Source organism: Halorubrum amylolyticum (assembly GCF_004114995.1).
GTDB classification, from domain to species: Archaea; Halobacteriota; Halobacteria; order Halobacteriales; family Haloferacaceae; genus Halorubrum; species Halorubrum amylolyticum.
Window position 1 is genome coordinate 35463 of sequence record NZ_SDJP01000019.1, and the last position, 20846, is coordinate 56308.

General features: G+C 69.2%; 20 protein-coding genes and 1 pseudogene. 12 read left to right on the plus strand and 9 right to left on the minus strand.

Going from position 1 to position 20846, the window contains the following annotated elements; translation table 11 throughout:
• Window positions 1–178 precede the first annotated feature (178 nt).
• Window positions 179–964, plus strand: coding sequence for a cytochrome c oxidase subunit II (gene coxB / locus ESO89_RS12770; protein WP_128905862.1), 786 nt, complete (start codon window positions 179–181; stop codon window positions 962–964).
• Window positions 961–3459: a cbb3-type cytochrome c oxidase subunit I gene (locus ESO89_RS12775; RefSeq protein ID WP_128905863.1), complete on the plus strand. Its 2499-nt coding sequence runs from the start codon at window positions 961–963 to the stop codon at window positions 3457–3459. The genes coxB and ESO89_RS12775 overlap by 4 nt, the downstream gene beginning before the upstream one ends.
• A gap of 44 nt (window positions 3460–3503) precedes the next feature.
• On the opposite strand, the gene ESO89_RS12780 is transcribed toward ESO89_RS12775, so the two are convergent.
• Window positions 3504–3989 carry a DUF7575 domain-containing protein gene (locus ESO89_RS12780; protein ID WP_128905864.1) on the minus strand — a complete coding sequence of 162 codons (486 nt, stop codon included), beginning with the start codon at window positions 3987–3989 and terminating at the stop codon, window positions 3504–3506.
• A 79-nt stretch (window positions 3990–4068) separates the two neighbouring features.
• On the opposite strand from ESO89_RS12780, the gene ESO89_RS12785 reads away from it, so the two are divergent.
• Both ESO89_RS12785 and ESO89_RS12790 read left to right on the plus strand, forming a co-directional pair.
• Window positions 4069–4257: a hypothetical protein gene (locus ESO89_RS12785; protein WP_128905865.1), complete on the plus strand. Its 189-nt coding sequence runs from the start codon at window positions 4069–4071 to the stop codon at window positions 4255–4257.
• Window positions 4258–4309: 52 nt separating this feature from the next.
• Entirely contained in the window at window positions 4310–5302 is a 993-nt protein-coding gene (locus tag ESO89_RS12790) for an NAD-dependent epimerase/dehydratase family protein (RefSeq protein ID WP_128905866.1), read from the plus strand.
• A gap of 24 nt (window positions 5303–5326) precedes the next feature.
• Here ESO89_RS12790 and ESO89_RS12795 read toward each other — a convergent pair whose 3' ends face one another.
• Window positions 5327–6076 (minus strand): GNAT family N-acetyltransferase, encoded by a 750-nt coding sequence (locus tag ESO89_RS12795; RefSeq protein WP_128905867.1) that lies wholly within the window; start codon window positions 6074–6076, stop codon window positions 5327–5329.
• Between the two features lie 112 nt (window positions 6077–6188).
• Window positions 6189–6464: a cytochrome C oxidase subunit IV family protein gene (locus ESO89_RS12800; protein WP_128905868.1), complete on the minus strand. Its 276-nt coding sequence runs from the start codon at window positions 6462–6464 to the stop codon at window positions 6189–6191.
• Window positions 6465–6648: 184 nt separating this feature from the next.
• Here ESO89_RS12800 and ESO89_RS12805 point away from each other — a divergent pair, with 184 nt between their 5' ends.
• The gene (locus ESO89_RS12805) at window positions 6649–7167 is read left to right on the plus strand and encodes a hypothetical protein (protein ID WP_128905869.1); all 519 of its coding nucleotides are present in this window, start codon (window positions 6649–6651) and stop codon (window positions 7165–7167) included.
• A 97-nt stretch (window positions 7168–7264) separates the two neighbouring features.
• Here ESO89_RS12805 and ESO89_RS12810 read toward each other — a convergent pair whose 3' ends face one another.
• Entirely contained in the window at window positions 7265–7798 is a 534-nt protein-coding gene (locus ESO89_RS12810) for a halocyanin domain-containing protein (RefSeq protein WP_128905870.1), read from the minus strand.
• A 135-nt stretch (window positions 7799–7933) separates the two neighbouring features.
• On the opposite strand from ESO89_RS12810, the gene ESO89_RS12815 reads away from it, so the two are divergent.
• Window positions 7934–8533 (plus strand): hypothetical protein, encoded by a 600-nt coding sequence (locus tag ESO89_RS12815; protein WP_128905871.1) that lies wholly within the window; start codon window positions 7934–7936, stop codon window positions 8531–8533.
• Window positions 8534–8660: 127 nt separating this feature from the next.
• Here ESO89_RS12815 and ESO89_RS19025 read toward each other — a convergent pair.
• The 4 genes and pseudogenes from ESO89_RS19025 to glpA all read right to left on the minus strand — a co-directional run.
• Window positions 8661–8981 (minus strand): annotated as a pseudogene (locus ESO89_RS19025) (hypothetical protein); the annotation flags it as partial.
• 195 nt (window positions 8982–9176) lie between these two features.
• Window positions 9177–10742 (minus strand): anaerobic glycerol-3-phosphate dehydrogenase subunit C, encoded by a 1566-nt coding sequence (locus tag ESO89_RS12825; protein WP_128905872.1) that lies wholly within the window; start codon window positions 10740–10742, stop codon window positions 9177–9179.
• A complete protein-coding gene (glpB, locus tag ESO89_RS12830) occupies window positions 10739–12109 on the minus strand; it encodes a glycerol-3-phosphate dehydrogenase subunit GlpB (protein WP_128905873.1) in 1371 nt (456 codons plus the stop codon). Before glpB ends, ESO89_RS12825 begins: the two co-directional genes overlap by 4 nt.
• On the minus strand, window positions 12096–13865 hold the full coding sequence (gene glpA, locus ESO89_RS12835; protein ID WP_128905874.1) for an anaerobic glycerol-3-phosphate dehydrogenase subunit GlpA: 1770 nt from the start codon (window positions 13863–13865) through the stop codon (window positions 12096–12098). Before glpA ends, glpB begins: the two co-directional genes overlap by 14 nt.
• Before the next feature lie 389 nt (window positions 13866–14254).
• Between glpA and glpK the strand changes: the two genes are divergently transcribed.
• The 4 genes from glpK to ESO89_RS12855 all read left to right on the plus strand — a co-directional run bounded on the left by glpK (window position 14255) and on the right by ESO89_RS12855 (window position 19028).
• Window positions 14255–15784, plus strand: coding sequence for a glycerol kinase GlpK (glpK, locus tag ESO89_RS12840; protein WP_128905875.1), 1530 nt, complete (start codon window positions 14255–14257; stop codon window positions 15782–15784).
• Between the two features lie 3 nt (window positions 15785–15787).
• The gene (locus ESO89_RS12845; protein ID WP_128905876.1) at window positions 15788–16879 is read left to right on the plus strand and encodes a hypothetical protein; all 1092 of its coding nucleotides are present in this window, start codon (window positions 15788–15790) and stop codon (window positions 16877–16879) included.
• Window positions 16880–17077: 198 nt separating this feature from the next.
• A complete protein-coding gene (locus ESO89_RS12850) occupies window positions 17078–18250 on the plus strand; it encodes a Cdc6/Cdc18 family protein (protein ID WP_128905877.1) in 1173 nt (390 codons plus the stop codon).
• 94 nt (window positions 18251–18344) lie between these two features.
• Window positions 18345–19028 carry an HAD-IIB family hydrolase gene (locus ESO89_RS12855; RefSeq protein ID WP_128905878.1) on the plus strand — a complete coding sequence of 228 codons (684 nt, stop codon included), beginning with the start codon at window positions 18345–18347 and terminating at the stop codon, window positions 19026–19028.
• An 82-nt stretch (window positions 19029–19110) separates the two neighbouring features.
• On the opposite strand, the gene ESO89_RS12860 is transcribed toward ESO89_RS12855, so the two are convergent.
• Window positions 19111–19395, minus strand: coding sequence for a DUF357 domain-containing protein (locus tag ESO89_RS12860; protein ID WP_128905879.1), 285 nt, complete (start codon window positions 19393–19395; stop codon window positions 19111–19113).
• Between the two features lie 79 nt (window positions 19396–19474).
• Between ESO89_RS12860 and ESO89_RS12865 the strand changes: the two genes are divergently transcribed.
• Window positions 19475–20227 carry an RNase P subunit p30 family protein gene (locus tag ESO89_RS12865; protein WP_128905880.1) on the plus strand — a complete coding sequence of 251 codons (753 nt, stop codon included), beginning with the start codon at window positions 19475–19477 and terminating at the stop codon, window positions 20225–20227.
• The gene (locus tag ESO89_RS12870) at window positions 20211–20837 is read left to right on the plus strand and encodes a class I SAM-dependent methyltransferase (protein ID WP_128905881.1); all 627 of its coding nucleotides are present in this window, start codon (window positions 20211–20213) and stop codon (window positions 20835–20837) included. Before ESO89_RS12865 ends, ESO89_RS12870 begins: the two co-directional genes overlap by 17 nt.
• Window positions 20838–20846 lie beyond the last annotated feature (9 nt).

The following is a 20846-nucleotide window of genomic DNA, read 5'->3' on the forward strand; positions in this document are numbered from 1 at the left end:
ACCTCGCCAACCCGGACCGCCTTCGGCGCGCCGTGCGTGCGGACCTCGCCCTCGAGAAACGCCGTCGCTCCCTCCGAGAAACGTCGTCACTTAGACCGCCACGGGGTACCGTCTCGGTCGGCTACACAAGAGTTAACTGCGCCTTCGCTAAGGAGAGTACAAGAGCAGAGAGACGAACATGATAGACTCACTTATCCTGCAACAGGGGAGCGGCTGGCGCGCGCAGGCGGAGGTCTTCGAGGAGATCTTCTTCGTCTTCCTCGCGTTAGGGACCCTCATCGGAACCATCGTCGTCGCGTACATGCTGTGGAACGTGTACAAGTACCGCGACGACGGCGGCGAGCCGAAGGAGGACTTCGACGCGCCGGAGGTCGGCGAGCTCCCGACGGGACAGGGCGGTCCGAAAGCCAAGAAGCTCTTCCTGTCGTTCGGGCTGAGCGCGATCGTCGTCATCAGCCTCGTCGTGTATGCGTACGGGATTCTCCTCTACGTCGAGGAGGGACCGGACGCCAACGGGGACAACATCGAGATCCTCGTGGAGGGGTACCAGTACGGCTGGGACTACGAGTATCCGAACGGCCACACCGAGACCGGTGAGATGGTCGTGCCCGCCGACACGCGGATCGACATCTCGGTGACCTCACGGGACGTGTGGCACAACTTCGGCTCGTCGGAGCTACGGATAAAATCCGACGCCATCCCCGGAGACACCAACACCAACTGGTTCTCCGTGAGCTCCGAGGAGGTCCAAGCGCAGGGCGGCGAGGCGACGTACACGGTCCAGTGCTTCGAGCTCTGCGGCCCCGGCCACTCCGCGATGAAGGGACAGATCACCGTCATCCCGCAAGACGAGTGGGAATCGTGGTATGAGGGAACCGGTAACTCCTCCAACGTCGAGGGCGGTGTGAACGTCGACGGCGCCGCGAGCGTCGACGCCGCCGCCGTCGGGGGTGTGAGCGCATGAGCGAGCTTCCGCCGACGACCTCCGTCAAGCGCTGGTTCGTCACGACGAACCACAAGGACATCGGCATTCTGTACACGATCACCGCGCTGTTCTTCCTGCTGTTCGGCGGCGTGCTCGCGCTGCTGATCCGCATGCAGCTGTGGGACCCGACGAGCCAGATCCTCTCCGGGCTAGCCTACAACGAGGCCGTCACCGCGCACGGGCTCATCATGGTGTTCTGGTTCCTCTCGCCGTTCGGCTTCGGCTTCGCGAACTACTTCGTGCCGCTGCAGATCGGCGCCGACGACCTCGCGTTCCCCCGCTTGAACGCGCTGTCCTACTGGATGTACCTGTTCTCCGGCATCCTGCTGGGGATCAGCTTCTTCCAGGGCGGGACGCTCGATGCCGGATGGACGATGTACGCCCCACTCAACATTCCGATGTACACGCCGAGCATCGGGTCGACCGGGGCGGTGCTCGCGCTGTTCATGTTCGTCGTTGGCATCACGGCGTCGACGGTGAACTTCCTCACGTCCATCCATCACTCCCGTGCTGAGGGGATGGGGATCATGGACATGCCGATGTTCACCTGGTCCATGCTCGCGACGGTGTGGATGATGCTGTTCGCGTTCGCGTCGCTGCTGGCGGTCGGGCTCATCCTCGCGTCCGACCGCGTGCTCGGGAGCGTGTACTTCTCCGCGACCGAGGGCGGCTCCCTGCTGTGGGGCCACCTCTTCTGGTTCTTCGGCCATCCGGAGGTGTACATCGTCTTCTTCCCGGCGCTCGGCGTGATGTTGGAGCTGTTCCAGACCTTCTCCGGGCGGCGGCTCGTCGGCCGGAAGTGGGTGATCATCGCCATCTGTCTGATCTCGGTGCAGTCGTTCCTCGTGTGGATGCACCACATGTTCCTGACGACGATCAACCTGGAGATCAAGACGCTGATGATGGCGACGACAATCGGCATCTCGCTGCCCTTCGACCTCGTGGTGTTTTCGCTGATCTACACGCTCATCAAGGGCCGCATCCAGTTCACGACCCCGTTCCTCTTCGCGTTCGGGGCGCTGCTTTTGTTCATCCTCGGCGGCATCACCGGGGTGTTCCTCGGCGCGATCGTGCTCGACTACGAGTTCCGCGGCACCTACTGGGTGGTCGCGCACTTCCACTACGTGATGTTCGGCGGCGCGACGGCGCTGTTCGGCGGGGCCTACTACTGGTTCCCGAAGGTGACCGGGAAGATGTACGACGAGCTGCTCGGCAAGATCCACTTCGTCGTCTTCTTCATCGGGTTCAACGCCGTCTACTTCTCGATGTTCCTCGGCTGGGAGACGCCCCGCCGCGTGTTCGAGTACAACCCCGAGTTCCAGATCTACCACCAGTTCGGGACGATCGGGGCGTTGGTGCTCGGACTGTCCTTCTTCATCATGTTCTACAACTTCGCGAAGTCCTACGTCTCCGGCGAGCCCGCCGGGGACAACCCGTGGGACTACTCGCGGACCGCGGAGTGGGCGATCTCCTCGCCCCCGCCGCTTGAGAACTGGCCGAACCGCCCCTCGTACGCCTCCGGCAAGCTGGAGTTCGTGAAGGACTACGTGCCCGACGGCGGCCCGGCCGTGAAGACCGACGCCGACGGCAACGCCGCGACCGACGGCGGTGACAGCCACGACGAGCACATCACGGAGTATCCGTACTGGGACAAGCACCCGAGCCACGCGAGCATCTGGCCGTTCACGCTCTCGCTGGCGCTCGGCGTCCTGCTGCTCGGTCTCTCCGGGTTCAGCGAGTCGGTCACCTTTATTCTGGGCGAGACGGTGACCCAGACGAGCGTCGAGATCTCGAACCCGATCTATCCGATAGCCGCGATCGTCGGGCTCGTCGGGCTCGTCTGGTCCGGCGTGAAGTGGGGGCTACAGGACTTCTACGCCCCGCCCAGCGAGTTCGCCGAGCGGTGGCCCTTCGAGGGCGTCGAGAAGGTGAAGCTGGGGATGTGGTTCTTCCTCGCGTCCGACGTGATCGTCTTCGGCGCGTTCCTCTCCGCGGCCATCTTCGTCCGGTACAACGCCGGGTGGATGTCGTGGGAGCCGCTGACGGACTCGCTGCCCGGCCTCATCAACACCTTCGTGCTGATCACCTCGTCGTTCACGGTGATCCTCGCGCTGGTGGCCGCCCACCGCAAGAGCCGGCAGGGGCTACTCGCGTCGCTCGGCTCGACGATCGCGCTCGGCTTCGTGTTCCTCGCGATCAAGATGTGGGAGTGGAACCACGAGATCTTCGACCGTGGCGTGACGATCAACGCCAACGCCCACGGCGACCCGGTCCAAGCGTCGATCTACTACGTGACGACCGGGCTTCACGGGATTCACGTGGTCATCGGCCTCCTGATCGCCATCTTCCTGTTCGTCCGGGCGTATCAGGGCCACTACATGGACGACGAGCGGCCGATCGAGTACTTCGGCCTCTACTGGCACTTCGTCGACATCGTCTGGGTGTTCATCTTCCCGCTGTTCTACCTCTTCTGAGGGAGCGGCGGACACCCCGGTTCGATTCTTTCGGCGATTCCTCGTTACTCACCGAGCGGTTCGGCACACCACTGACAGAAGTCCAGCGTCGCGTCCGCGTCGCGCCCGCAGTGCGGACACGAGACGGCATCGGTGGTCGAATCCACTGCTGGTTCGGATGCTCCGGACTCGGCGTCGGTCCGCGTCTCCCCACCGCGATCGGGCGACGACGCATCCCCTGCGGATTCGGCGGACAACGAACCCCGATCGTACGCCCGGTTGTTCCGGACGGCGAGGACGTACGCGTCGACGACGCTGGCGGCGACGACGACGAGGGCCGGGGCGATGTCGCCGATCGGCGGGCGCTCTCCGGCGACCACCCGATCGACGGCGGCGTCGGGGACGACGAGCACGAGCGTCGCCGTAATCAACACGTACCACCCGAAGGCGCGCGCCCACCGCCCGAGATAGGCGTGGCCGAGTCCGGACACCAGAAGCGCCAGCGCCGCCGCGAGCCACGGCCGTCGCCGACTGATCTCGGGATCGCTCATGTCGGCGAGGGCGGGCGCCAGCTCCGAGAAACTACCCCTCCCTCGGAGCGTTTATGTGGCCGAGACGCCGAGCGGGAGTATGTTCGGTGTGCCGACTGGTGACTTCCTGATCGGAGTCGGATTCGCGATCGCCGGGGTCGGCAGCTGGGTCGTCGGGCTCGGCGTCGCGTACCTCCTGTACCGGCGGTGGCGCGGCGACGGGCCGCGCGACGAGGAAGCGACCGGGACAGATGGCGTGAGCGACGACGACCCGCGAGCGGAGAACTGACCGCTCGTTCCGGTTCGGCCACGCTTTTGCGTCCGCTCCCCGGATGATCGGTATGACCGATACGGCGCTCGTCATCGGTGGGACTCGGTTCATCGGCCGACACACCGTCTCCGACCTGCTCGCGAACGGCTACGAGGTCGGCATGCTGAACCGGGGCACCCACGAGAATCCGTTTTCCGACGACGATCGAGTGACCCACGTCGAGGGCGACCGGACGAACGAACGGGACCTCCGGACCGCGAAGCTCTCGGTCGAGCCCGACGTCGTGATCGATTGCGTCGCCTACCAGCCGGCCGACGTGGAGACGGCCACGGAGGTGTTCGCCGACGTGGAGGGGTACGTGTACGTCTCGTCCGGGGACAGCTACGCCGCGGAGGAGGTCCCCAAACGCGAGGGAGAGACGCCGCTTCGACCGTGCACGCCCGAACAGGCGACCGACGACGCCTCGGAGACCTACGGGAACCGGAAGGCCGAGGGCGACCGCGCCGTCTTCGCGGCCGCCGAGGAGGGAGTCCGAGCGATGGCGGTGCGTCCCTGTATCGTCTACGGCCCGTACGACTACACGGAGCGGCTCGACTACTGGATCGACCGCGTGCTCTCTCACGACCGCGTCGTCGTCCCCGGCGACGGGCAGAACCTCTGGCACCGCGCGTACGTCGAAGACGTGGCGAGCGCGCTCCGGATCGTCGCCGAGCGCGGCGAGGCGGGGGCGGCGTACAACGTGGGCGACCGCCGGGCGCTCACCCTCGAAGAGACGCTGGAGACGATCGCCGACGCGGCCGGCGCCGACTGCGAGGTCGTCACGGCGAGTGCCGACGCGCTGGCGGCCGGCGGCCTCGAACCGGACGATTTCGTGTTGTACCGGGAGTACCCGCACCTGCTCGACACGTGCGCGCTCGCCGATCTCGGGTGGGAGTCGACGCCGGTCGACGAGGCGATGGCGCGGACCGTCGCCGAACACCGGGACGCCGACCGCGACGGCGACGAGTGGGAACCGGGCCGAGAGGCCGAGGAGCGCGTGCTGGGCGTGAAGGAGACGCTGTAGGCCGGGAGACGCGGGACGCGCGGCTCAGTACGCCGCGTCCCACCGGGCCGGCTTGCGGCGGTTGCCGCAGTCGCGGCACTCCATCCGGTCCATCGTGTCGATGGCGACGTTCGTCCCCTCGCAGTTCCCGCAGAGGTAGCCGTACCGCCGAGACAGGTCGGCGTCGGCGTACGCGACGTAAAACGGGGCGTGGGAGCCGCGATCGCTCTCGTCGAAGGCGACGTGGACGGTCTCGCCGTCGTCCGTCTCGTAGGTTCCCTCGGAGATGCCGGTCAACCGCCCGATCTGCTTCCGGTACTCTCGCTCGTCGAACGTCTCGTCGCCGATCTCCACCGCGCGCTCGCCGTCGAGGTCGTACCCCTCGCGCTCGTAGAACGCCGTCCCGGCCTCGTTGGCGACGAGGACGCGCGCCTCGATGCGGTCGACGTCGGCTGCGCGGAGCTCCGACTCCACCCGTTCCAAGAGCGCGGAGCCGATTCCCGACTCGCGGTGGTCCGGGTGGACGTGGAGCCAGTCGATCTCGCCGACGCGCTCGCGCCGACCGACGACGTAGCTCTCGGCGAACCCGACGACATCGTCGTCGACGACGGCCACCGGGAACACCGTGTCCTCGTCGCCGATGTCCGCGCCAAGCTCGTCGGGGTCGTACCACTCGTCGACCGCCTCCGCAAGCAGCGTCTCGTCGACGGCGTGGCCGTAGGAAGCGATCAGCGATTCGCGCGCGACCGTCCGGATCGCGTCGATGTCGTCGAGCGTTGCAGATCGGAGATCCATACCGGCTCATTCACGCGCGGCTACAAAAAACACACAGGCGGCAGAGTTGGCGACGGGAGAGAAACGAAGTCGAACGCGATGACGCGTGAAGATCGAACTGCCGCGAGGCGGTCTACGAGATGGAGTACGTCGCGGCGGCCATCAGCAGCATGGTGAGCGCGAGCGCGAGCGACATCACGTAGGTGAGCGAGCGATTCTCCCACCGGAGGTGCTGGAAGTACCCGACGATGAGCAGGGTTTTGACCGTCGCGATCACGAGCGTGCCGCCGAGCGCCTGCGCGTAGGTGAAGTCGAGGAATTCGGCCTCGAAGAAAACGAAGTTGAGGGCCGCCGCAATCAGGAGCGCGACGTAGATCGCGGTGTACAGTTTGAGCGAGTCGTCCGACATTGCTTGCCTCTGCCTTCGTCCGTACGCTTAAAGAATTAACCATCCGGGGGACGCGGTCGCGCCGGGCGCCGGCCGTCCCCGATCGGCATCGACGGGAGGCCCCGAACACCGATCGGCATCCCGAAACGCCTATCCGCGCGACGCACCCACCTCACGCCGGTCGCAGTCGCCGACCGATGTCACCGTGGACCCGCTCGAACCGACGGACGATCTGCTCGAATCGCTGTACGTCGTCAACAAGGTCGCGAAGCAGTTCTCCGACGCGGCGACCGCCGCCTACGAGCGCGGCGACCTCACCGAGAGCAACGTCCGGTCGGCCCGCAAGGACGCGCTCTATCGGACGAAGACGGCCGTCCTCTCCCGCGTCGTCGCCCACGATCCGTCCCGCGTCTCCGGGGAGTACCACGCGATCAACGGCGACGTGTGGCTCTTCCTGTCCGTCGACGGGTGGCAGTTCCACCAGCCGGCGTACGCGATCGGCGGCGAACTCACGGACGCGATCGAGATCTCGAACTCCCGGTCGGACCCCCTCGACGCGCCGTACGTCCGCGACTCGTCGGTCGAGCGCTCCGATCGCACGTTGGAGGAGTCGCTTTCGCGGCTGGCCGACGCCGGCGTCAACGCGAACGACCACCTCGCGCGCCCGACGGTCACGAGCGAGCACGACCGGATCGTCGACGTGCGGTGGTCGTTCCTCTCGTAGCCGGCGGGCTCTGCCGTTGACTCCGCGATCGACGCGATCGATTGCGTCGCTAACGAGTCGGCGCCTGCGAAAAACGAACCGCGGTCGGTGGCCCGAGTTACGCTTCGACGACTTCGATAGCGCCGAGCATCCCGTTCCCTTGGTGGGGAGTGCAGTAGTAGAGCTGGATACCGGTGTCGTCGAACGACTGCTCGAACGTGTGGCCCTCCTCGCCGACGGTGTTGCCGCTCTCGAAGTCGGATTCGGAGTTCTCGGCGGAGACCACGTTGTGGGAGCCGCCCTGACCGGTCCACTCCCAGACGACGGTCGTGCTGGAGTCGATCCGGATCGCGGGCGGATCGAAGGCGAATCCCACGTCGCCGGCGCCGACCGCGACCGTGACTTCGTCCTTGCCGGTGTAGTCCATGATCGTCCCGTCGTACAGCCGGGCGTCGGCGAGGTACTCGTCGACCTCGCTCGGGACGTCGTCGGCCGGCGATCCGCCGTCGGAGCCGTCTGAACCGTCGGAACCGTCGGAGCCGTCCGAACTGTCCCCGCCGTCCCCGCCGCCGGAACAGCCGGCGAGCGTTCCCAGGGTCAGCGCGGCTCCGGTTCCGGCGACGTACCGCCGTCTGGACAGTTTATCAGACATCGCTTCGCGGTAGGGGTTCGAGCCTTACAAACCCCTTGATGAACTCCGTAATTCGAGAACCGATCGTCGGCCGTCTCGCGGGTGGAGCGGCCCGCCGTCGGCGGCTTTATTCGGTGGCGCCACCGTGATCGGTGCATGCGGGAGGACGAGCTGGCGACTCGCGTGGTCGATCACTACGCGGCGGTCCACGACGACCCCGAGGTCCGGCTGGAGGAGCCGTACGACGCGGAGGGGCGCAGGGGAGTCGTCGACGTGTACGTCCGCCTCCGCACGCCCGAACGCGTCGACCACGTCATCGAACTCAAGGGCGACGCCGCCGTTCGACGCGCGACCGGCGCCAACGAGGTCCTCCGGCAGTACCGTCGGATGGAGCGGTACTTCCACGCCGACGCGAGCCACGCGCTCCGCCCGAAGCTCGGCCGCACCGAGCCGGGCGCGCGGTACCTGCTCTGTTTCGCGCCGACCCCGACCTGCGTCCATCACGTCGCCACCCACCGGTCGCTGTACGGCTCCGTCGACGCGGCGGCGCGGGTCGACGACGTACCCGCTGTCCGGACCGTTGCGTTCCTCACCGGGCTCGACGGCGACCCCGCCGACCTCGGGATGGTGTCGGTCAACGGGGACGCGCCGTTCGGTTCCGCGGCGTTCCTGAGCGCCGTTCCCGAGGACTCACGCCTGGCCGAGAGTATCCGGCGGGTCGACGACGACGTGATCGACCCGGAACGCTCGGGGTGACCCGGAACGCTCGGGGTGACCCGGAACGCTCGGGGTGACCCGGAACGCTCGGGGTGACCCGGAACGCTCGGGGTGGCCCGGAACGCTCGGGGCGACCCGGCTCTCCGGCGCCGCGGATCGCCGACCGCTCGGCGGGCGCCTGAGCCACGAACCAGCTGTCGGTGAAGTCCGCGCCGTCGCCGGCGTGAATCACCGCGTCGAGGTCCGACGAGAGGCCGTCCGGGACCCCGTAGAGGCGCGTGTCGACGCCCGTCGCCGACACGCGCTCGTACACGTCGCGCGTTCCGACCTCGTCGTCGAGCCGCGAGAGCCGTTGGAACGACGACCGGATCGTCCCGTCGCTCGCCGTCCAGGCGGCCCGCTCGATGAACCGCGAGACGGTGATCAAGAGGAGCTTCTGGCGGTTCGACTCCGGGCACCCGCGCAGCGAGAACGTCGTGTCGGCGAGCATGTTCAACACGGGGTCCGGGTCGGTGCGGTTGACGAGGACGATGGACCGGTCGACGCCGTCGACCGGTCGAGGAACTGTGCGAGCGTCACGTGCTCGGACTCCGCCAGTTGCGCCGATAAACGTTCCTTCGCGGTTATCCGGCCTGAAAAACGGGTTGACCGTGGCAAGCCGTCTGTCCAAATTCGGGCGATCCTACGCGCCGACCGCGTCTTCGAGCAGCTGGAGCGGGTGCTCGACCTCGTAGCCGGTGCCGTGTTCCATCTGCATCGCGCAGGTCGGGCACTCGGTCATCCCCACGTCGCCCTCGGCGTCCTCCATGTGCTCGAACATCTCGGCGCCGATCTCCATCGATGTCTCGTACTTCTCCGCCTTCCAGCCGTAGGTGCCGGAGATGCCCGAACAGGAGTCGCCGACGTCCTCCATCTCCACGCCGTCGACGTCGCGGAACGTCTCGACGGCCTGCCGCGAGAGTCCCTGATTGCGGGCGTGACACGGCGCGTGGTAGGCGAACGCCTGCTCGTCGGCGAGCTCGGTCCCCGCCAGTTCGCCCTCCAGATCCTCGTTGATCCGGAGGTACTCCAGCGCCTCGTAGGTGTGCTCGGAGACGTCCTCGATCCCGTGGATGTCGAACAGCTCGGGGTACTCCTGCCGCAGCGACAGCGAGCAGGAGGTACAGGAGGCGATCACGTCGGCGCCCTCGCCGATCGCCTCGACGAGGTTCTCGACGTTCGTCTCCGCGTGCCGGCGCGCGTCCTTCAGCATGCCGTTCGCGAACATCGGCGTGCCGGAGCACTTCTGCGGGGGCACCAGCACCTCGTAGCCGAAGTGCTCGTAGACTGAGACCAATGCCTTGCCGACCTCCGGCGTGTTGTAGTTGGAGTAGCAGCCGTGGAAGTACGCGACGCGCTTGTCGGGGTTCTCCACCTTCGCGCCGCCGCGGGCCTTCCACCACTCGCGGAAGGTCTCGGTGGCGAAGTCGGGGAACTCGCGGTCGCCCGCGATCCCGAGCACCTTCTCGCCGAGCGTCATCGCGCCCGGGATCTTCGTCGCGGCGTTCGCCAGCCGCGGCACCTTGCTCGCGATGGACGCGAAGAAGCGGTAGTTCGAGAGGATGCGGTTCCGGATGTACTCCCGCGAGAGCTTCTCCATCTGTTCCTCGACGAACTGGCCGCGGGCCTCGTTGTGCATCTGCGAGAGCGGCACGGAGGAGGGGCACGCGTCGTCACAGCGCATGCAGTTCGAACAGGAGGTGATCGACTCGTCGATGTCGTGGTCGTCCTTGCGCTTGAGCCGCCACTGCTCCGGCCCTTGGAACTTCGGCCCCGGGAACTCCTCGTCGACCTCGGCGACCGGACAGGAGGTGTCACAGCTCGTGCACTTGTAACAGGAGTCGGCGCCCTCCCGGAGATCCAGATCGCCGCCCGGGAACACGTCCACCGGATCGTACGCGTCCGGGTCGAGTTCGACCGAGTCGCTCCCGCCGGTCGCGCTCTCGACGCCGCCGTCGGTGGCGGCGCGGTCCGCGGTCGGGTCGCCGCCCGCGGCGGAGTCCGCGGCGAGGCCGTCACCGGCTCCCGCCTCGGGAACCTCCCCGTCGTCGGGGACGAAGATCGACGGCTGCTCGTCGCGTCCCGCCTCCGGGACGCCGGGGGTGGCCGCGGGCTCGCTCTCGTCGCGGTCGCCACCGGCAGACCCGTCCGCGCCTCCCGTTCCGTTCCCCTCCTCCGCGTCCCCGTCGTCGTCCGTGTGTCGTGTCATTGAGTTGCCTCCGTCGCCGCCTGCCGTCCCGCCACGATCCCCGTCGCGAGCGACACCCCGCTCGCGGACTTCTCTCTCGCCACGTCCGCGCCGCCGACGACCCCGCCGGCCGCGAAGACGTTGTCGTACGCCGCGTCGCCGGCCGCGTCCAGCGCGCGCCCGTCCTCGCCGATCCGCACGCCGAAGCGCGCGTACGGCTGGTCGCCGAACGCGTCGTCGACGAACCACTCGTAGCGGTCCGCCGGCTGCTTGACGTGCAGGTCGAAGACGGGCTCGCGGACGCCCTCGCGGTCCGAGTCGAGTCCCTTCCCGACGAGCCCGCCGGTCGCGAGCACGAAGGCGTCGGCGCCGTACGGCGTCTCCCGGCCCTTCCGGTCGACCGCGACCGTCTCGATCGCCCCGTCCGCCTCGGTCTCGATCCCGACGACGGGGTTGCCGGTCTCGAACCGGACGCCTTCGGCGTCGAGCGCGTCGTACAGCCGGTCCTCCAGCCGCAGGCCGGGGAGGCTCGGCGGCCCCATCGGGATCTCGAAGACGTCGGCGCCGAGCCGGTCGGCAAGCTCGGCGCGCACCGCGTCGCCCGCCTGATCGCCGAGGAACGCCGGGAAGCCGACGCGCTCGACGCCGCCAGCCTCGTCGACCACGTCGTGAAGGTGGGGCGCGACCGCCTTCGCCAGCGCCTCGCGGGCGGGCGTCCCGTCGATCGCCTCGTCGTGGTCGAGCGCCTTCGCGAGCCGGGTGACCTTCGTGTCCGCCCGGAACGCCTCGGCGAACTCCACCTCCGCGCCGGCGACGTCGAAGGGGACGCCCGCGGCCTCCAGCCGCCCCGCGAAGGCGCGCGCGTCGTACTCGGTGAGCGACCGGAACCCGACGATGAGGGCGGGCCGGTCGTCGCTCGCGAGGCCGGCCTCGGCGGCGGCAGGGTAGCGCGCGATCGGCTTCACGCTCCCGCCGAACGTCGGGAGGAGCGCGTTGGTGTCGGTGTGACTCCCGCGGTACGCGTCGCCCGCGAGTTCGTCGAACAGGTCCAACCCCTCCCGGAGCGCGTCGGCGCCGAGGACCCGGTAGGGGTGGGTCTCCGGGAGCCGGTCGATCGCCTCGAAGGGATCGGCGAGGGGGCCATCCGGGTCGGGCCAGTCGTCGCGGTCGAGCTCGCGGCCCGCGGTCGGCGGTCCGTCGCGCAGGGGTCGTGCTGGCTCCGTCGCCGGCACGTAGCCGAGCGCGTCGATCAGCCCCGAGGCCTGCCGGAGCGTGCTCGCCTTGTGGGAGACGAGCCGCACGTCGGCGCCCTCGCGGGCCGCCGCGATCGCTGCGGTGATCGCCGCCACCCCCCCGCCGACGACGAGCACGTCGCTATCGATCGCCATCGGTCCCTCCGTTGGCGCTCGCGTCGTCAGCTGCGCGACCGCCGTTCGCGCTCGCGTCGTCAGCTGCGCGACCGCCGTCGGTCGCCGCGGTTCCCGCGTCGAACGCCCCGAAGTCGACCTCGCCGTCGAGGTTCGCCGGGTCGCCGTCGCGGTTCATCGTGGTGGCGTGCAGCAGGTGATTCAGCATCGCCTGCGAGAGCTGGCGCCCCCACAGCGCGTGCCGCTGGCCCTTCCAGCGCTCCTGGTACAGCTCGTCTTCCGCGTCGCGGACCACCGGCTCCGGGTACTCCCGTGCCAGCTCCGCGGCGATCCGGTGCGAGCAGAACCCGCCCTGACAGTTCCCCATCGAGGCGCGGGTGCGCAGCCGGACCGCGTTGAGGTCGCTGCCCGCCCCGCCGATCGCGTCCCGTATCTCCGCGCGGGTGACGCCCTCGCACTCGCAGACGACGGGGTTCGGGTCGGACGAGGAGAGCACGTCGTCGGCGCGCGAGCCGAGCCGCTGACCGGACCGGCGGGCCACCGGGGACCGGAGCCCGAACTCGTCCATCAGCTCGTCCATGCGCGCCGGGTCCTCCGAGCCCGGCAGCGGCGCGTCGGCGGTGTCGCAGGCGGCGTCGTGGCCGAGCGCGTCGCAGACGTGGTCGCTGATGGACTCGGCCATCATGCGGTAGGTGGTGAGCTTTCCGCCGACGATGGTGGTCATCCCCGGCAGGTCGTCGCGGTCGCCGTGGTCCAAGAGGAAGTAGTCGCGCGTGATGTCGGTCGGGTCCTCGGTGCCGGTTCCGGGGGGCTCGTAGAGGGGACGAACGCCCCAGAACGACCGCAGCGTCCGGGCGTCCTTCAGCGCCGGGACCAGCTCCGAGAGCGTCTCGATCATCAGGTCGACCTCCCACTCCTCCTCGGGGTAGTCCTCGGGGTCGTCGACCTCCTCGTCGGTCGTGCCGAGGATGCAGGCGGTCTCGTGTGGAACGACGATGTCGGCGTCGCCCTTCGGCCGACACCGGTTGATCACGGTGTCGACCTGCCGGGTGTTCATCACCGTCATCACGCCCTTCGAGGGGCGCACCTCCACGTCGACGCCGGCCATCTCGCCGACGTTGCCCGCCCACGCCCCGGTGGCGTTGACGACGTGGCGCGCGCGGATCTCCTCGGTCGATCCCGGCTCGCGGTGGACGCGCTCGCCGGGACCGGTCTCGTGTTCGACCTCGACGCCGACGACCGCGCCGTCCTCGACGAGCACGTCGGTCACCGGGGCGTGCGTCTCGATCCGGGCGCCGTGCTCGCGGGCGTCGGCCGCGTTGGCGACGCAGAGGCGGAAGGGGTCGACCGCACCGTCCGGCAGCGCGATCGCCTTCTCCACGTCGCGGGCGAGGTACGGCTCGCGACTCCGCGCCTCCTCGCCGTCGATCACCTCGACCGGGATGTCGCAGGCGCGGCACCCCTCCAGCTTCTCCTGAAAGTACTCCTCGGAGTCCTCCGGACGCTTGACGAACAGCCCGCCGGTCTCCTCGACGCAGTGGCCCGCGATCTCGCGGACCACCATGTTCTCCTCGATGCACTCGCGCGCGCTCTTCCGGTCGGAGACCGCGTACCGCCCCCCGCTGTGTAAGAGCCCGTGCATCCGCCCCGTCGTGCCGTGCGTCAGGTTCCCCTTCTCGACGAGCACCGCGTCGAGCCCCCGCCGAGCCAAGTCCCTGACGACGCCGCACCCCGTCGATCCCCCGCCGACGACGACGACGTCCACCTGTCGATCCATGTCGAACCGGTCGGACCCCGTCCACTTTACTTTACCTCATGGAGGGAGCCGTCCATAACAATCAGGGACGTTCAAGTAGTACAATGGTTGTCGACATCGGTTAGTTTATGTGTCTACTTTTTCGCTCGCCACGAATTCCGGATTTTAACAGGAAGATTATTATGGTAGTACATTATGTTCACGGGTGGCGTGGTAGCTTCCGTGAAGATATATCGCGGCGGCGACACCGCCTCACCGGGAGAGGTGCGGACGACGGCTCGGCCGGTGGCGGGGCGAACGCGGCGTCGCGCTCGACGCTCCGGGGGACGAACGGTGCCCTCGGTCGGCGCTCGCCGTGCGATCGTCGCCGACGCCGCGAGCGGACCAGCGCCACAGGAGGGATCCAACACATGACACAGTACGTCGGTGCGATAGACCAAGGGACGACTGGCACCCGATTCATGGTGTTCGACCACGAGGGGCAGGTCGTCGCGAACGCCTACGAACAGCACGAACAGATCTATCCCAACCCGGGCTGGGTCGAGCACGACCCGATCGAGATCTGGGAGAACACCAAGCAGGTCGTCCTCGACGGCCTCGCCGACGCGGGGCTGGAGGCGGACCAGCTCGAGGCCATCGGGATCACGAACCAGCGCGAGACGACGATCGTCTGGGACCGCGAGACGGGGAAGCCGGTCCACAACGCCCTCGTGTGGCAGGACCGTCGGACCACGGACCGCGTCGAGGAGCTGCAGGAGGCGGGCAAGGTCGAGGAGATCCGCGAGAAGACCGGCCTCGAGGCCGACGCGTACTTCTCCGCGACCAAGACCGAGTGGATTCTCGACAACGCCGAGCCGCTCAAGATGCAGAGCTCCCGCGGCGGCGACCTCCGCGACCGCGCCCGCGAGGGCGAGCTCGTCATGGGGACGATCGACTCGTGGCTCATCGACAACCTGACGGGCAACCACATCACGGACGTCACCAACGCCTCCCGGACGATGCTGTACAACATCCGGGAGCTGGAGTGGGACGACGAGCTCTTGGCGGAGTTCGACGTGCCGAAGGAGATGGTGCCCGAGGTACGCCCCTCCTCCGACGAGGAGTACTACGGTCACACCGACGCGGACGGCTTCCTCGGCGAGGCGGTCCCGGTCGCCGGCGCCCTGGGCGACCAGCAGGCGGCGCTGTTCGGTCAGACCTGCTTCGACGAGGGCGACGCGAAGAACACCTACGGCACGGGTTCCTTCTACCTGATGAACACGGGCACCGACGCCGTCGAGTCCGACCACGGACTCCTGACGACGATCGGGTTCCAGATGTCCGGCGAGCCCGTCCAGTACGCGCTCGAAGGGTCCATCTTCATCACCGGCGCCGCGATCGAGTGGCTCGAAGACGTGGACCTGATCAACAACGCGGCCCAGACCGCGGAGCTGGCGCGGTCGGTCGACTCCACCGACGGCGTCTACATGGTCCCGGCGTTCACCGGACTCGGCGCGCCCCACTGGGACGGGCGCGCTCGCGGGACCATCGTCGGGATGACCCGCGGCACCGGCAAAGAGCACATCGTGCGGGCGACGCTCGAAAGCATCGCCTACCAGACCCGCGACGTCGCCGAGGCCATGGAGGCTGACTCCGGCGTCGAGACCACGAGTCTCCGCGTCGACGGCGGCGCGGTCAAGAACAACTTCCTCTGTCAGCTCCAGTCGGACATCATCCAGACGGAGATCGCACGGCCCGAGGTCGACGAGACCACGGCGCTCGGCTCGGCGTACGCCGCCGGCCTCGCCGTGGGCTACTGGGACACCGTCGACGAGCTCCGCGACAACTGGCAGGTGGACCGCGAATTCACGCCCGAGAAGGAGCAAGCGGAGGTCGACAAGCTGTACGACCGCTGGGGCGACGCCGTCGAGAAGTCCCTCGACTGGGCACAGGAGGAGTAATCCATGAACGAACTCCTCCTTCAAGTTCCGGTCATCGAGATGAGCACGGAGCAGTTCCTCCTGCTCTTCATCACCGCCCTCGCCGGCGGGGCGTTCGGCGCCGCCCTCGGCGCGCTTCCGTCGTTCATCTTCACCGGGTTCGTCGTCTTCCTCGGTGAGGGGCTCAACGTCCTCCAGAGTCAGGTCGGCCAGCTCGACGCGGTGCCGGCCGGCGAGCTCGCGGTCGGCATCACCGGCGTCATCGGATTCGGGGCGGTCACCGGTCCGCACATCGCGTTCGCGGGCGGCGTGGCCGCCACGGCGTACGCCGGCAAGAAGTACCCAGACATGGAGCCCGCCGGCTGGGACTACCACTTCGGGAAGAACATCCTGTACGCGTTCGGGACGAAGCCCGACATCTTGGCCGTCGGGGCGATATTCGGCGTGATCGGGATGTTGATCACCCAGCTCGCAAACGGCCTCTTCCTCAACGTGCTGTCGATGACGCCGCCGACGGACTTCATCGCGGTGTCGGTGTTCGCGACGGCGTTCCTCGCGCGGCCCGTCTTCGGCTACCCGATCGTCGGGAAGCCGGCCGGCGACGGACTCCTCGACATGTCGCCGTTCGAGCGGGAGGAGTCGCATCCGATGGCCGACGACGGGGGTCAGGAACACGCCGGGCGGCTGGCGACCGAGCCGTGGCTCCCGCACCAGTACAAGTGGTCGGGCGTCACCGCCATCGGGCTCGTCGGCGGGGTTCTCGGCGGGTACATCTGGCTCCAGACGGGGAGCATCTTCCTCGGCTACGGCATCTCCGCGATGAGCCTGCTGTTCCTGAACCTCGGCGTCGCGAAGATCCCGGTGACCCACCACATCACGCTGCTCGGTGCGGTCGGCGCGGTCGTCATCGACCCCGTCGCGGGCAGCGTCGTCGCGCTGATCGCGGGCGGCGTCCTCGGGGCCCTCAGCGGTCTCGTGGGTGAGGTCACCCAGCGGCTGTTCTACTCGCACTCCGGGACCCACGTCGACCCGCCGGCGATGGCCATCGCGATCATGATGCTTGCCGTCGGCATCCTCGCCATCCTCGGCGTCCTGCCGAACGCCGGGTACCTCTAGCGCCGATCCCCCGATCGGCCCCGAACCGACTCGACCGCGCGGCGGTCGCCGTGCGGTCGCAACGCGCGCAGCACGCGCCCACGACCAACCGCCGGACCCACCAATGGAACGTCACACGAGACGCGGCCGACGACCAGTTCCGGCCGGTAGCGACCGCGCTCCCCTCCGGTTTTATCGGATCACCGCGGAGGGTTGCCCGTGAACATCGACGATCGGATCGAGCGGCGCTTGGGCTACGACGTCGGAGCGGGCGTCCTCGTGGACGTCGACGCCGTCTCGCCCGTGTCGCACGCCGAGTCGCCGGTGGGTCGGGGGCCGGCGATCGAACGGCTTCTGGACGTGTTCGAGTCGGCCTTTTCCGGGTCGCTCCCCCCGAGCGCCTACGTTCACGGGCCGAAGGGGAGCGGGAAGTCGGCGATCGTCTCCGCGCTGTTCCGGCGGCTCGCGTCCCACAGCGGGCCGCGCCGGGCGATCCAGACGTCGACGCGCGCGGTCGAGCCGACGCTTCCCGGGTTCGTCTACGTCGACGCGCGGCGGGCGCCGACGCGGTTCCGGCTGTACCACGCCGCGCTCGACGCGGTCAGCGACGACGCCGTCCCCGAACACGGGGTCGGCACGGACGAGTTGGCTGAGTCGCTGCGGGACGCCGTCGACACCGCCCCCGACCTGATCGTCGCGGTCGATCACGCCAACGAGCCGGAGACGCCGAGCGCGACCACCCTCGTCGAGTGGCTCACGGCCGTCAGCGACCGGGTGGTCCCGGTGTGTCTCGGCCGGGAGGCGCCCGGAGCGATCGGGTGGGACCCGGACGAGGCGGTGGCGTTCGAGCCGTACCGCCGACACGTGCTCGTCGAGCTGCTGACGGCCCGGTGTTCGACCGGACTCGGACGCGACGCGCTCACCCACGATCAGATCCGGGAGGTCAGCGAGTGGGCCGACGGCGACGCCCACGACGCGCTCGCCGCCGTGACCGGCGCGGCGATCACCGCCGAGCGCGCGGGCACTTCGACGGTGCGGCCGGAGGACCTCGACGCCGGGATCGAGGCGGTCCCGCGCCCGGGCGTCGCGCTCGGGCGGGTCCTCGCGCTCTCGGAGAGCCGACGGCGGCTCCTCTACGAGCTCGTGAGCCTGTCGGCGGGCGACCGGGCGTCGGTGAGCGCCGCGACGGAGACGATCGCCTCGCGCGAGGCGGTCGACCTGTCCCCCTCGACGGTGCGGCGCGTCCTCTACGAACTCGCCGACGCGGGGCTGCTCGACAGGGTCACGGCCCGCCGGAGCGACGGGAAGGGGCGACCGCCGAGCCGGCTCGTCCCGCGGTTCCCGACGCTCGTGTTCAGCGAGCTGTTCGACCGACCCTCGTGGTCGGTCTGAGCGGTCTCGCCGTCGCCCTCTCGTCCTCCCTCTCACCGCACCCCGGTCGCTCGCGAGCGCAAGACAGTTGCGCGTCGTCGCCTCACGTCCGGGTATGGTTCCGCCCCTCGCGCTGGACATCGACGGGACGCTGACGACGGCGAGCGGTCGGATCGACCCCCGCGTCCTCGAGCTGTTGCCGGAGTGGGACGCCCCGGTGGTCCTCGCCACCGGGAAGGCGTTCCCCTACCCGGTCGCGCTGGCGCACTTCCTCGGGCGCGCGGAGACCGTCGTCGCCGAGAACGGCGGCGTCGTGCACGTCGGCGGCGAGACGGCGGTCCTCGGCGACCCCGAGGCCCCCCGGGCCGTCGTCGAGGCGTTCCGCGAGCGCGGCGGCGACCCCGGATGGGGCGCCGGCGACACGGTCAACCGCTGGCGCGAGACCGAGGTGGCGCTGTCGCTCGACGCCGACGAGGCGCTGTTGCGCGAGGTCGCCGCGGCCGCCGGCGGCGACGTGGAGGTCGTCGACACCGGCTACGCGTACCACGTCAAGTCGACCGGCGTGAGCAAGGGCCGCGGGCTCGAACGCGTCGCGGGCGCGCTCGGCCGCGCCCCCGACGAGTTCGTCGCGATCGGCGACAGCGAGAACGACGTGTCCACCTTCGCGGTCGCCGGCGAGTCGTACGCGGTCGCCAACGCCGACGACGCCGCCCGCGCCGCCGCCGATGTCGTGGTGGCGGACTCGTACATGGACGCCACCGCCGGCGTGCTCGCCGACCTCCGAGAGCGAGGCGAGTGAGGCGACAGGAGACGACGGGGGGGACGCGACGACATGAGACGACGGAGAGGACGCGACGACCCGAGACTCGTCACAGGTCGCCTCACGTCGTGAACAGCTCGGTGTCGTCGGGAACGGCGAACAGCCCCATCCGGACGCCGGCGTCGAGCCAGCCGTAGCCGTACGAGTACGACGCCAGCGCGTTGACGGGGTCGCCGTCGTCGCGGAAGTGCCGCCCGTCCTCTAGGTAGGACTCGGCCATCTCCGACACGTCGGCGGCGGCATCGCCGAGCGGGGTGTCGGCCGGCGGGCGCGGCTCCGCGGCCTCCAGCGCGTCGGCGAGCATCCGCTCGTAGCGGTCCGTCTTCTCTGCTAAGTCCGCGGCCATGCGCCACGTTCCGAGGAGGGGCGCAAAAAGCCGTCGGCGAAGCGCAACCTCGATACCCTCGGAGTCGAAACGGGCGAGCATGTACGAGGCCGTCCACGCCCATCCCGACGGCGACGCGACCCCGGCCCGCCACGCCGCCACCGCGGCGCGGCACGGCTACGAGGGGGTCGTCGTCCGGACGCGGGAGGCGATCGATCCGGCCGGAGACGCCGGCGGTTCCGGAAGCGCGGGGAAGCCCGGAGACCCCTCGTCCGCGGCGACCGCGCTCCGCGAGGAGTACGGGATCGACGTCGTCGACGCGGTCGAGATCGACGCCGACGGCGCCACGAGCGCCTCGGGCGCGGTGGGCAACTACCGGCCCGACCGTACCGTGGTCTGCGTCGTCGGCGGCGACGACGGCCTCAATCGGTTCGCGGTCGAGGAGCCTCGCGTCGACGTGCTGGTCCGGCCGATGGACGGCTCGGGGGACTTCAACCACGTTCTCGCGAAGGCCGCCCGCGACAACGGGGTCCATGTGGAGTTCGACCTCGGTCCGGTGTTCCGGGCGACCGGCGGGAAGCGGGTCCGCGCGCTGGCGGACCTCCGGAAGCTCCGCGAGATCGTGACCTACTACGACGCGCCCCACGTCGTCAGCGCGAACCCGCGGTCGCACCTCGAACTCCGGGCGCCGCGCGAGGTCGTCGACGCCGCCGAGGCCGTGGGGTTCGACGCCGAGTGGGTCGAGGAGGGCCTCCGAGCGTGGGGCGAGATCGCGGCCCGAAACCGAGAGCGACGCTCCGAGAGCTTCATAGAGCCGGGGGTCCGACTGGACAGGTATGAAGAAGACGGTTGAGGAGCACGCCGCGCGCTTCTCCGAGAAGGCCGCCGAGTACGACGACTCGAAGAGCGACGAGTACCACGCCTGTGCGAGCCTCGTGATAGACGACGCCGACCCGAACCCCGACGACGTCGTTCTCGATCTGGGCGCCGGCACGGGCGCCATCGCACTCGCGCTCGCGCCCGACGCCGAGCGCGTGCTCGCCCGCGACATCAGCGAGGGGATGATGGAGGAAGGGCGCCGGAAGGCCGAGGAGCGGGGCGTCGACAACGTCGAGTTCGCGTACGGCGAGTTCCGCGAGCCCGAGGTCGACCCCGACCGGCGGGTCGATATCGTCACCTCGAACTTCGCACTCCACCACCTCGGAGACGACGAGAAGCGCGAGGCCATCCGCGAGATGGCCGCCACGGGCGCTCGCCAGATCGTCCTCGGCGACGTGGCGTTCTTCGAGGACCCGGACCCCGAGGCGCCCTTCTACGGCCCCGAGGTCGACGACCCGGCGACCGTCGGTACCCTCGTCGAGGCGTTCACCGCCGAGGGGTTCGCGGTGACCGCGGTCGAGCGCGTCCACGACCAGGTGGCCGTGATCGTCGCAGAGAGACTCGACGATTCGGGCGAGGAGTAGGTCGAGCAC